This window comes from Enterococcus sp. LJL99, from assembly GCF_054871725.1.
This window is the reverse complement of the sequence record NZ_JBTXLT010000006.1, coordinates 147870-160075: the sequence shown is the minus strand read 5'-3', so window position 1 is coordinate 160075 and position 12206 is coordinate 147870. Positions and strand designations below refer to the sequence as shown.

At 32.1% G+C, this 12206-nt stretch carries 15 protein-coding genes; 11 read left to right on the top strand and 4 right to left on the bottom strand.

What is annotated here, in order from left to right; all coding sequences use genetic code 11:
* Positions 1-36: 36 nt before the first annotated feature.
* The 3 genes from ACYSNW_RS10855 to ACYSNW_RS10845 all read right to left on the bottom strand — a co-directional run bounded on the left by ACYSNW_RS10855 (position 37) and on the right by ACYSNW_RS10845 (position 1840).
* Complete coding sequence (locus ACYSNW_RS10855) at positions 37-417, bottom strand: ACT domain-containing protein (RefSeq protein WP_461744520.1); 381 nt, start codon at positions 415-417, stop codon at positions 37-39.
* Between the two features lie 46 nt (positions 418-463).
* Positions 464-1282, bottom strand: coding sequence for an LssY C-terminal domain-containing protein (locus ACYSNW_RS10850; RefSeq protein WP_461744519.1), 819 nt, complete (start codon positions 1280-1282; stop codon positions 464-466).
* A gap of 192 nt (positions 1283-1474) precedes the next feature.
* A complete protein-coding gene (locus ACYSNW_RS10845; RefSeq protein ID WP_461744518.1) occupies positions 1475-1840 on the bottom strand; it encodes a hypothetical protein in 366 nt (121 codons plus the stop codon).
* A 522-nt stretch (positions 1841-2362) separates the two neighbouring features.
* Here ACYSNW_RS10845 and ACYSNW_RS10840 point away from each other — a divergent pair.
* From ACYSNW_RS10840 to ACYSNW_RS10800, 9 genes are all read left to right on the top strand, one after another.
* Positions 2363-3136, top strand: coding sequence for a C39 family peptidase (locus tag ACYSNW_RS10840; protein ID WP_461744517.1), 774 nt, complete (start codon positions 2363-2365; stop codon positions 3134-3136).
* Between the two features lie 47 nt (positions 3137-3183).
* The gene (locus ACYSNW_RS10835; protein ID WP_461744516.1) at positions 3184-3747 is read left to right on the top strand and encodes a DNA-3-methyladenine glycosylase I; all 564 of its coding nucleotides are present in this window, start codon (positions 3184-3186) and stop codon (positions 3745-3747) included.
* A gap of 130 nt (positions 3748-3877) precedes the next feature.
* On the top strand, positions 3878-4372 hold the full coding sequence (locus tag ACYSNW_RS10830; protein WP_461744515.1) for a YehS family protein: 495 nt from the start codon (positions 3878-3880) through the stop codon (positions 4370-4372).
* Positions 4373-4520: 148 nt separating this feature from the next.
* Positions 4521-4751, top strand: a complete 231-nt coding sequence (locus ACYSNW_RS10825) for a hypothetical protein (RefSeq protein ID WP_461744514.1) — start codon at positions 4521-4523, stop codon at positions 4749-4751.
* On the top strand, positions 4738-5691 hold the full coding sequence (locus ACYSNW_RS10820; RefSeq protein ID WP_461744513.1) for an SPFH domain-containing protein: 954 nt from the start codon (positions 4738-4740) through the stop codon (positions 5689-5691). The genes ACYSNW_RS10825 and ACYSNW_RS10820 overlap by 14 nt, the downstream gene beginning before the upstream one ends.
* Before the next feature lie 374 nt (positions 5692-6065).
* A complete protein-coding gene (locus ACYSNW_RS10815; RefSeq protein WP_461744512.1) occupies positions 6066-6959 on the top strand; it encodes a LysR family transcriptional regulator in 894 nt (297 codons plus the stop codon).
* A 132-nt stretch (positions 6960-7091) separates the two neighbouring features.
* Positions 7092-7535, top strand: a complete 444-nt coding sequence (locus tag ACYSNW_RS10810) for a GNAT family N-acetyltransferase (RefSeq protein WP_461744511.1) — start codon at positions 7092-7094, stop codon at positions 7533-7535.
* Positions 7536-7841: 306 nt separating this feature from the next.
* Positions 7842-8978 carry a hypothetical protein gene (locus ACYSNW_RS10805; RefSeq protein WP_461744510.1) on the top strand — a complete coding sequence of 379 codons (1137 nt, stop codon included), beginning with the start codon at positions 7842-7844 and terminating at the stop codon, positions 8976-8978.
* A 502-nt stretch (positions 8979-9480) separates the two neighbouring features.
* Complete coding sequence (locus ACYSNW_RS10800; RefSeq protein ID WP_461744509.1) at positions 9481-10023, top strand: PadR family transcriptional regulator; 543 nt, start codon at positions 9481-9483, stop codon at positions 10021-10023.
* A 202-nt stretch (positions 10024-10225) separates the two neighbouring features.
* Here the strand turns inward: ACYSNW_RS10800 and ACYSNW_RS10795 are convergent, their stop codons facing one another.
* Positions 10226-10750 (bottom strand): hypothetical protein, encoded by a 525-nt coding sequence (locus ACYSNW_RS10795; RefSeq protein ID WP_461744508.1) that lies wholly within the window; start codon positions 10748-10750, stop codon positions 10226-10228.
* A gap of 144 nt (positions 10751-10894) precedes the next feature.
* Here ACYSNW_RS10795 and ACYSNW_RS10790 point away from each other — a divergent pair, with 144 nt between their 5' ends.
* Entirely contained in the window at positions 10895-11224 is a 330-nt protein-coding gene (locus ACYSNW_RS10790; protein ID WP_461744507.1) for an ArsR/SmtB family transcription factor, read from the top strand.
* 57 nt (positions 11225-11281) lie between these two features.
* On the top strand, positions 11282-11854 hold the full coding sequence (locus tag ACYSNW_RS10785; RefSeq protein WP_461744506.1) for an NAD(P)H-dependent oxidoreductase: 573 nt from the start codon (positions 11282-11284) through the stop codon (positions 11852-11854).
* Positions 11855-12206: the final 352 nt, after the last annotated feature.

The following is a 12206-nucleotide window of genomic DNA, read 5'->3' as shown; positions in this document are numbered from 1 at the left end:
GTATTGGCAAACGAAGAAGTAAACGTTATCGTATTCTTAAAATGAATGGCCAGCTTTTTTTAAAACAGTCAATGCGTTCAGTTTATCTTGGTTTTTAATCAACAAAAAATCAGTCATATAAGTAGAAACAGCAAAGATAGAGATATTATTTTCAGCTAATGGATTGGCTAATTGAGTTAGAATACCAACCAATGAAAAATCAAGTTCTCCTACGATTTGAATGATACACCAGTCTTTATTAACCGCTAATGCCTCACTAGTATCAATTGTATTTTCTGGAACTATGACTGAGCATTCTTCAGCAGTATAAGTAACACTTTTAAAATCATTAATTGTATAAAATTCATTTGGAAGTGGTAAATGATTTGGGAATTTGATAATACTATAATTTGTCTGATCTAAAAGTTTTAATTTCATGAAATTCCTCCTAAAGTTGAATGATGGTAAGTAAAATAAATAGTTTCTATTTTTTAGATTCAGTGGTAGTAGTTTTGGTTTTAATCGTAATAAACGGCAATGCTCCATCGGTATAAATTTCATCACCGCCACCATTTCGTCCGTGAAAACTAGTTGTAAAGTGTTCAATAATTCTTATTGAAAATTGGCAATTCGTTTGTTTAAATGTTGATAAAACAAAATCGCGCTCATCATCGATATCTGAATTAATTTTATGTGTTACTTGACCTGTGAAAATTGAAAAACCAACTTTTTTATCATAGGTAGCAGCGCCAAGCCAATCAGCTTGCGCACCACCAGGCAAGTACCAATTTTGAGGGGTACGCCAAATACGTACGTGATGTCTTCGTCTAGGGTTATTATTGATTTCTTTTTCAAAGGCTAACTCTTGACGCTGTCCAAACAAAAACAAAGAACTAACTGGTGCGCTGGGATAGGAGCGACCAAAAACACTTGCAATAATCATTTGAACCGAAGAAGATAAAGACAATGGCTCAGCTTTGGTCCAGCCTGCACGAATGAATAACTCAGTAAGGGCTTCTTTTTCACCATAAAAGGCCAGATTAATCGGATCACCCAGCAAGCCGTCACTTGTTCTTGAACGACCAATGAAATAATCAGGAAGATAGCGGCCCGTAATGATTTTATTAATAAAAGGCAGAATCAAATAAGAACTAAAGAGCCAAAAGAAAATATAGGCGAAAATATGGATTTGTTTTGTTAAAATCGTTTGAAATAAGGCCTTGTATACTAAAAAACCAACGAATACAATCAATAAAAAACGTATGAGTCGAAAAAGGGCATTAAAAATAGTTTGTTTACGCATTTTGAACGTCTCCTTATTTATGGAATGAATAGATGCAACGAAATAGGGTGAAAAATACTTTTGTTCAAAAGTTCCGTTACTTGAATATAAAAAAGCAACCAAGGAAAAGCATTCATTTTTGCCTTGATTACTTATGTAAAGTTGAATTATTTATGTTTAATTATATAAAAGAAGAATGACTTAAAACAAATATCAATTAATCAATCGTTGATCATTTTTAGAAAGTGAACTTACTTTCTTGATATGTGCAACGGTAATCATCCGAATTTGTTGAGTGTCTTCTTGTGAACGTAACATGATTGTATCCGAAATTGTTTTGGAAATAATCCAGCCAGAGACGGTTTCGAATTTTTGAGAAGTCGCAACTTCTTTTAATTGTAAAACGACAAGACTTTTTTTGGCGCTAGCGACTTGAAGCTTCTTAACAATATCTTGGCGCTCTTTAGTTTTATTTTTTTTGTCATTCGAGTCGTCTAAAAATGCAGATAAGAAATTTTGGGAAGATTGGCTAATCAATTTTGAAATACTTTTCATGGTTGATGTATGTTTAGGGTCCATTCTTCGACCTCCTTTAATATTTCTTGACTATCTTTAGAGTAAATCACCTAGATATTAACATTTTACCCAAGATGACGAAAAAATTCAAGAAAATATGTTCGCTTGGTGTAATAAAGTAAATATTTCACTTTTTTAATTGGTAACATTAGTAAACAGAATTTAACTATTAATAAATGGCTAAATATGATAAAGTAAAAAGGAAAATGGGTTGCTTGAGACCTATTTTTAGTTATCGTTTTAATTCAGTGAGGACTATTGAATAGCTGAATGACGTAAGTAGGATTTTTTGACATAAACTAAGTGCTGATGAGTAGAGAAACTTGTTGTGAAGCAGTACGATAGATAATACTAAAAATTATTCAACATTCAAGTAGCTGAAACAGAGTAAAGCCACTGTTGATCGAATCGATTGATCCTAGAATCTTTATGGGATAAGAGCTATTTGATTTTACTTACTAAAATGTTTTATAAGATGTTTGATTTTCTATATTTATTAAAAATATATATGTTTAGATAAGAAGGATGGCTTCAATGGAATCAAAAAAAAGAAAAAATCTCAAAGTATTTGTTATTACTTTACTTCTTTTGGCGGTTGTTGGAGGAGCTTTGCTAGCTAAGGTTGCACCTATGAAAGCAGGGAGTGACTCTTCAAACCAATCAACGAAAACAAGCGATACAGAATCTTCAACGACGAAAGAAACAACAGTAGAAACAACTACTTCAGAAGAAAAGACGCTAACATATACTGAGTTAGTAAATGAAAGTTTGGCTGCAGAAAAACTAAGCGGTCATTTAGGAATCCCTTTACAGGTACAAACAGATGAAAAATGGAAAGATACTCCGTATGGTGTCGGCAATCCAGATGGAAATACAATTGGCATCAATGGCTGTGCGATTACTTCGCTAGCGATGGTTACTACTTTTTTAGATGGGAAAAATACAACGCCACTAGATATTTTGAAATGGGCGAAAAATGATTACTATTTAGAAGGCGAAGGAACTACCTGGGCCATTTTTCCTGAATTTGCTGAAATGAAAGGTTATCACTATGAAGAATTAGGGATGGATATAGCTGCTGTCGAGGAACAATTAAAACAAAATCATCCTGTAATCATTTCAGTAAAACCAGGTTATTTTACAGAAACAGGTCATATTATGGTATTAACCGGAGTCAAGGATGGCAAATTTTGGCTGAATGATCCGAATGATTCTGAAACTAAAGGACATTCTAAAAAGACCTTCTCAGCAGAAGAATTGACGAATGAGGCAATAAATTTTTGGACAATCTATAAATAAACCCTAAGTTTGTTGATGTTATATTTAAGAAGGATGTGAGTATAAAGATGGAAAAAATCCGTTGTGATTGGGCAAATAGCAATGAATTGGAAGCAAGTTATCATGACAATGAGTGGGGCAATGAAGTTCATGACGATGGGCAACTATTTGAGTTTTTAGTTTTAGAAAGTATGCAAGCTGGGTTGAGTTGGTCAACAATTTTAAAAAAACGAGAGACTCTTTCCGCGGCATTTGATCAATTTGACTATCATAAGATTGCCACCTATACAGAAGAAAAAGTGGCGTTTCTTTTGCAAGACCCTGGAATCATTAGAAATAAATTGAAAGTTCAAGCAACCATCAATAATGCAAAAATATTTTTAGCAATCCAACAAGAATATGGCAGTTTTAACGAATTTATTTGGTCGTATGTTAATCATCAACCAATAAAAAATAGCTGGACGAAGTTAGAAGAGGTACCAGCTTCTACAACATTGTCCGATGAAATTAGTAAGGAGCTAAAAAAGAAAGGGTTCAAATTTTTAGGAACCACGACAGTTTATGCTTTTATGCAAGCAACAGGTATGGTCAATGATCATTTAAGCTATTGCTATAAAAATAATCAAAAATAATGAGGTCAAACGTTGAAACGTCTGCAGAGGTTAGTGTTAGTCAGCTGCTTTTTCTAGTTGTATAAGTATTACTAATCAAGCTTTATCTGTTGGATTTTCATAGGCGTTCTCAAATTTTCTGGAGGTTTTGATGAATAATAACGATATATTAATCCGACTGCGTTATGCATTGGACATTAAAGATACAGATATGATTAAAATTTTTAAATTAGGCGGACTGAATATTTCTCGCGAAGAGCTGAGCGAGTTATTGACTAAGCAAAAAGAGGAAGATGAATTACCACCAGATGCTGTCTGTGATAATCATACCCTAGAATCTTTCTTAAATGGGTTGATTACTTTCAAAAGAGGACCACAGCCTACGAAAAATGGCGTAGCACCGAAACCTTCCTTCTTAATCAAAAATCATAGCAATGTCAATAACGTTTTATTGAAAAAAGTAAAAATAGCGCTAGCTCTTACTAGTGACGAAATGTTGGATACATTACGTCTAGCAGAAGTTTATGCTTCTGATGGTGAACTAAGTGCCATTTTAAGAAAAGAAGGTCATCGCAATTATAAAAAATGTGGCGACCGTTATGCTCGTAATTTCTTAAAAGGCTTAACGATTCGTTATCGTAAATAAATAAAAAATATTCAAGGACGAACCGCTTAATTGCATATAACGTCCTTTTTTATTTTTTAAAAAATAGCATTTTTTTAGAAGATCGCTTTATTTTAAATAAAGTAGTGTATAATAAATGGATGTAGCATTAAAAGGAGGTTAGGAATGGATGGCAGACTATCAAATGGAGAAAACACTTGGAAAATGTTTTCGTTCAAAGTCTGATCAGTTTATTGGGACTGTAAGAATTTTGGGAAGCCCTTATACGTATAAGGTAATTCAAGGAATTCCAGTGGAACATGCGATGTTACAAGTAGTGGATTATGCAGATAATTATTTACTTGTCGTCGTTGATAATAGTTTATTTGAAAGTGATGTGAATTTCATTGTTAATCGTTAATATCATTATATTTTTGGTCATTTTAGTTTTAATTTTAGTTTTGATTTCGAAGATGGTTATTATTGTTCAACAAGGGGAAGTTAAAGTTATTGAAAGTTTTGGTAAATATGTTAAAACATTAGATCCTGGACTTCATTTCTTGATTCCTGTGTTATATACGGTTCGTGGACGTGTTTCTTTAAAGCAAACGCCTTTAGAAATTGAACCACAAAGTGTAATTACTAAAGATAATGTTATCGTTAAAATCGATGAAGCGATTAAATACCATGTGACGGATGTACGGGCATTTGTTTACGATAACGAAGATTCTGTTAAATCAATGATTCAAGACTGCCAGTCCAACTTACGTGGGATTATTGGGAAAATGGATTTAAACGAAGTGTTGAATGGAACAGAAGAAATCAATACTAGTTTATATGAAAGTGTCAAAGATATTACAGCTGGATATGGTTTGTCGATTGATCGAATCAATATTGGTGAAATTTCGGTATCTGATGAGATTATTAATTCAATGAACAAATTGATTACGGCGAGTCGTGATAAAGAATCAGCAATCACCATTTCAGAAGGTCGTAAGCAATCAGTCATTTTAGAATCAGAAGCCAAAGCTTCCGAGATGGAAATCGATGCGGAAGCACGAGCAAAACAATCCATGATTGATGCACAAGCACGAGCAAATCGGATGCAAATTGATGCAGAAGCTGAAGCTTCAAGAATTGCTGTTTTGACAGAGGCTGATAAACGTAGAATCATCGAATTAAATATGGCTATCAAAGAAAGTAAGCTTGATGAGACGGCACTAGCTTATTTAGGAATTGAAGCTTTTAAAGATGTTGTAAAAAGTAATACAAATACAGTTATTTTGCCTAGTAATATGACTGAATTAGGAAACATTCCAGTTGTAAAAGAATTATGGAATAAAGAAACGACTGCTGAATAAAGTATTTAATCTGAAAAAATTTTATTTTCAATGTTGAATAATTTGTAAAGTTGAATAAAAAGTCCTAAACAAAACGAATTTTTATTTTGTTTGGGGCTTTTTTTAAGATATTATTTATTTGAAAAAATCAGCTTTAATCAATGGAGATACTATTGAATGTACTAAAGATTCTAATATAAATAATCTAAAGGCTTATTTTTTTGTAAATCTCATATGAAATAGTTATTTTTTTTGAGAAGATTTAAAACACACAAAATTTACTGAAATGAATGGATCAAAAAAGTGAACGTTACAAGAATAAAAGCGGTATAATAAGTTACTGAGACAGTTTCTATATTTTACTTTTTACTAATTAATAAATAGGGAGTCTTTCTATGGAGTTAAGAGAATTACGGTATTTTTGGACAGTTGCTGAAGAAAGAAATTTCTCAAAAGCAGCTAAAGTATTGCATATCACTCAGCCAACCTTAAGTCGACAAATCAAAGAGTTTGAAGAGAAATTAGGAACGCCTTTATTTATTCGTGATAAACGTGCGTTACGTTTGACTGAGGAAGGACTCTTTCTAAAAGAGAGAGCCGCTGAAATTTTATTAATGGCAGATAATACAGAACGAGCTTTTCAAGCACAAAAAAAATCCAATATTAGCGGACATTTTTCAATCGGTTGTGTGGAAGCCGATAATTCAGATACATTAGCGATGATGTTGGAAGAATTAATCAGTGACTACCCTCAAGTCACCTTTAATATTGTGTCTGGAATTAGTGATGAAATCAGTGATAAACTAGAAAAAGGGCTCGTAGATATCGCTATTTTATTGGAGCCTGTTTTGACAACCGCTTTTGAAAAAATAGTGTTACCAAGAACTGAAAAATGGGGGTTATTGGTTTCGAAAGATTCATTTCTTGCACAAAAAAAAGAAATTATACCGAGGGATTTAGAAGGTATTCCGTTACTTTGTACGAACAGAATCGAAGTGCAAACGATGTTGAGTCAGTGGTTGAATCAGCCTTTAGCCTCTTTAAATTTAATAGGAACATTTAACTTGATTTTTAATGTGATTGCTTTAGTAGAGAATCGAGTTGGTTCTGCGGTGACCATTGAAGGTGCGATTCTTGATAGGAAAAATAATGCATTAAAATTTATTCCGTTAGTTCCCAAAATAGAAACAAATTGCGTTTTAGTGTGGAAAAAAAATCGAATTCAAACGCCTGTTGTGAGAGAATTTATTCAGCGGTTTAAGATAGCTTTTGCTAAAGAAATAGTTTAAATCAAGTAGAGTAGGTGAATAGATGAGTGTGAGCTAGTATTAATTAGGGCTTATTTGAAAAGAATGGCGAAATTTTATCAGCAGTCAAGAAAGAAAATATCGCTTAAATAATGTGTGTCAGGGGAGAAGACGATGATAAGAAAAGTAACCGATATATCTATGTCTGAGCTAGAGGATATCATGACTATTTGGCTTGAAGTTAATACTGAAGCCCATGAATTTATTGATAAAAATTATTGGATAGAGCAGTTTAATTTTGTGAAGCAAGCAATTCAAACAGCAACACTTTTTGCGTACTATAATCAAACGAAAATTGTCGGCTTCATTGGCTTAGTCGATGATTATATTGCTGGAATATTTGTACAAAAAGCCTATCAAAATAAAGGGATAGGAAGTAAATTATTGTCATTTGCGAAAGCTGAAAACGATACTTTATCACTTTCGGTGTATCGTAAAAATCAACCAGCGCTCACCTTTTATCTGAAACAAGGATTTGAAATTTCTACAAAGCAACTAGACGAACGAACTCAAGAAGAAGAATATGTAATGGTTTGGGATAGCGGTTCGATAAAGTAAACTAGAGTATAGAAAAAAATAATCGCTTTTTGATTAATAACAATCATTTTTTTAATTTTTTTATATTTATCCGTATGTAATTTCTTTTTTTTAGCGTTTTTTTTACCTCTTATCGTCAAATAGGCTAGTAAATAGAGTTGTTTTTTGTCTTATTTTATGAAATAATCTTTATAAGATTAGTAATTTTAGGTAGTAAAGATGCATTAAGTAATTTTTTAATCAAATGTAAAAAATATTTATTAAAAAATTTTATTGAGGAATGAATGAGGAACAAAAAGAAATAGTTATTCATTAAGGAGAGAGTAAATGGGAATTGGTGAAAAGTGGAGATTTCTTTCGGATAAGTGGAAATACGCTATCGGTATAGGAATCGTTGTTTGTATGATTGCAGTGGTATATTGTGGGAATATCTATGCAAAAAATAAGCTGCAAAAACAAATTAGTGCATCAAGTGTAACCGAGAAAAGTGATCGCATGGGAGAGTTAGTTAAAATCAATCAAAAAATGCCTCTCTTCTTTGATGAAAAAGATTCTAATTTCCTAGCAGAAAGAGTAACTGAAGAGCAAGTAACGGCTTTAGAAAAAGAAGTGGAGCAAGTAACTCAATCGAATACAAGTCAAGTAACAGAGGTTGGGAATACAGAATATGAAAAAGAAGTAGCCAAAGCACAAGAAGGCATACAAAGAATTAAAACAACCTATGAAACCAAAAAAGCAATTAATTCTCTTTATAAAAACGATCAAGAAACGAGTGCTATCAAAGGTTCTACTGTAAACAAGGATTTACCTATTGCGGATGATCTGAAAAAAGATGCGTTTCAAAAGACAAAGATAAGCTATTTTAAAACGGACGAGACCCAAGTTTATGATAAGACAATTAATGAACTATTGACCAATGCTGAAAATCAGTTGACCCAAATTGAAAAAGCAAAAACGGAAATAGAAAAGATATACAAAGATAATAAAGTAGTGTCAACGGACCGTGCGCTGTATGATGCAGCAAAGGCTGAAACTGATAAAATCAAAAATGAAAAAATAAAAAAGACTTTTTCTGATCAATTAGAAAAAGTAAAAAAAGAAATGGATGCAAAAGGAAATGAAACCGCAGAAAGTACAGAGCAATCGGTAACTACTGAACAAGATCCGTCTATTGATTCGGCAAATGATAGTAATTTATACCAAAATCCAGCTGATGGCGGGCAAGGAAATGACTATGGCTATAACGATAATGGTTATACGCCAAATGGAAATAACAGTGGTGGAACAGGTGTTACGCCTACACCAGATAATAACAATGGTAATTCTAACGGTGGCAATGATTCAGGTCAAACCGGCAATATTGATGGTGATGGACAAGGGGAAATTCCACCAGAAAATCCTAGTGACGGTGGTAATGATAATGGTAATGGTGAAGAACAACCTACTGACAATACTATAGATTAGTAGTGGGATAAAGTTTTTGGCTAATATTATTCTACAGTTAATCAAAGCTCAAAAAGTGAAAGATTGATTTCGGCAATGAGTTTAAATGTAATTATAATTTCCTGTAAAATCAAGTTAATCACATAAGATACCAAGTGAAAATTATTCCAAATGGAAATAACTTTTACTTGGTATTTTTGTGATGATTATTTATGTTAGGAGAACGAAAAAATAAATTAGGATGAATTTCTATGCTGTTAAAAGAGCTAGTTTCATACGAGAGAGAGGGATCTTTGTTTCATAAATTATTTGAAAAGAACTATCAGGAAAGAGTTTGCTAGCTTAAATATTTTTAGCATTTGTTAGGTCATAGAAGATAATGAAAAATTACTATTCATTGTAGTTTTTAGTGATGTATATCAGACAATCCAATGATAGCGTAACATAGTTAGATAATCGGGAAATTTTGCTTACAACTGTAATTTATAGTAGTATTAAGTGTAACTGACGAGGAGGAACGAATATGTCAACAATAGATTTGACTTTGTTAGGGATTTTAATTGAAAAACCAATCAGTGCTTATGATTTAAAAAAAGAAATAGCTTATAGGAATCTAAATGAATGGACTAGAATCAGTGAACCGATTATTTATAAAAAAGTAAATTCTCTTGCGGAAAAAGGTTATCTCGACTCATTGGTTATTCAAAATTCGAATTATGCACCCAAAAAAATCTATCAAATTACGGCTAGTGGGGAAGAATATTTTCAACTGTTAATGGAAAAGTATTCAAAACAAGAAGTAAAAATACCTATAGATATCAATACAATTATTGCTAACTTAGAGAAAGTAAATTCTCAACAAGCGGTTATTTTGATTCAAAATATGCTTGAGCAAATAGCTCATAAAATGAGTAAACTAAACACTGTAGCTCCAAATAGAGAACATATTCCAGTTGGCGGAAAAGCTATTATTAAACAACAATTAGACTTGTATACTTATTTGAACAACTGGTTGAGTGAATTACAAACGACTTACATTTCTCGCTCCAAAGAAGATAAGAACTAGCTAAAAGGTAATAGCGGTAGCGAAAAATAAAAGAAATGAAACAGCTTTCCAAGATTGAAGCAGAAATTTACCAAAAATTTGAAGAATAATTTTCGGAAATTCCTTCTTATTCCTCAGAGCTAACCGCTTTTGTCTCAACCTCACTTGATTTTCAAAAGAAAAGATTTTCTGCTTTACTTTTATTTGAAGTAGAATACACTATTTAAGCTGGCTTTTTATTAATTAAATTTTTTATTGCAATGATAATCAGCCATGAAATAAAAATTCCCAAAAAAGAAAATTTTAACAGTGTGACTTTACTTGAATAAGCTGCTAGTTTTAAAAAAGAAGCATCGTAGCTATGAAGCATTGATAAAATCAGCGCATTTTCAATCCAATCACAAATCATACCGAAGATGGGAAAGAATACGAAAATAGTTTGCCAGTTTTGAAAATTTTCTTGTTTATTGATCATAAACAGCGCCAAATTTACACCAAATAGCATATAGATGATTGGGAAAAGCAAATCAAATAATAATAGAATAAAATAAAAGTGTCTGCCATCGTCCCCAAGGTGTTGGAAAAAATGATACGCATCAGCTGATGTATAATTGATTCTAAAGTCAAGAATCGATTCATTTAATTGGGCGGCTGCGATATTCATTCCGATGATTGCTAAAATGAAAATGATAGTTAGCGTTAGTACTCTTTTTGATGGAACTTGAATCGTTCTTGTTTTTTTTAGCATAGTTTTTAATGCTCCTTTACATATATTAATAATATTAAAATGATTATACGTGCGCACCTATGCATTTGTCAAATTGAAATCATGTATTCTTTTTTTGTTGACAATTGCATAAGTGTGCACGTATAATTTATCAGAGGTGATACTATGAATGAGTCGCAAAAAGAAAATGAAATTTGTACGTCAAAATTAGAAGATGCAATGGATTTTGAATTTTATAAAGTTTTATTTGATCCTGTTCGAAGCCAAATCATGGTTTTGTTAGGAAGCAATGGAAGTCTCTCGATTTCAGAAGTGGCTAAGTATTTTCCTCAAGATCGAACAGTCATTTCAAGGCACTTAAGCTTGATGGAGCGCTATGGCATAGTCAGCAGGGTGAAGAAATCAAGAGAATTCATTTATCATTTGAATGCAGATTTTGTGATTGAAAAATTTGAAAAAACAGCTACAGATTTAAAAGAATTAGCGAATTGCTGATTCTTATTTATCATAAAAATGCATATGTGTGCATTAATACGAATAGGAGAGAATGAAATGATCACAATAGTTTTTGCGCATCCTTGGCATGGTAGTTTTAATAAGGCGATTTTAGATGAAGTAATCAAAAATATTGAACAAGCAGGTAAAGAATACAACCTTTTAGATTTATACAAAGATCAGTTCAATCCTGTTTTTAGTGAAGAAGAATTAGCTCAATTTAGTAAAGGGGTAGCTTTAGATCCATTAGTGAAAAAATATCAGAAATCATTAAAAGAATCAGAATCAGTTATTTTTATTTTTCCAGTTTGGTGGTATGATATGCCAGCGATGATGAAAGGATTTGTTGATAAAGTTTTTCTGAAAGAATTTGCTTACCGAAGTGGAAAAACTGGCTTGATTGGACTATTGACCAACATTACTAATAGTACGGTAATTACGACTTCGGATGGTCCGAAGTGGTATTTGAGATGGATTGGCGGAAATATAATCAAAGGCGGATTTATTAAAAATACACTTAAAGGTGTTGGAATCAAACAGACGAAGTGGATTCATTGTGGGCAGATAACAAAAATAACAGATGAAAAAAGAGCTGAATTCCTAGAAAAAATTAGAGTAGAATCATTCTGAAGTGATGATTCACTGAACAAATAGTAGTGTATTTTTAAGCTGAAAAGAGTAAAATCAATAGCTATGATTACAATAATCGTTGTAGCTATTTGTTTTGACTCTTTTTAGTTTGATTGAAAGTAATTTGATGCATGAAGAAAAGTAAAGTTTGAATTTTTAACTAGATAAATGCTTAATGTTTGATATAATTACATTGATTAGAAAAATAGATCGCAGTATGTGAGGAATTAGAACAAACTATAATTAGTCAATCAATTGATAAAGGAGGTAGATAGCACCAAGAACTATTTTTAAACTTTTGATTCTGAAAATAGGAGAAAATTCAGCAGTGAATCATTCATATTTGAATGCT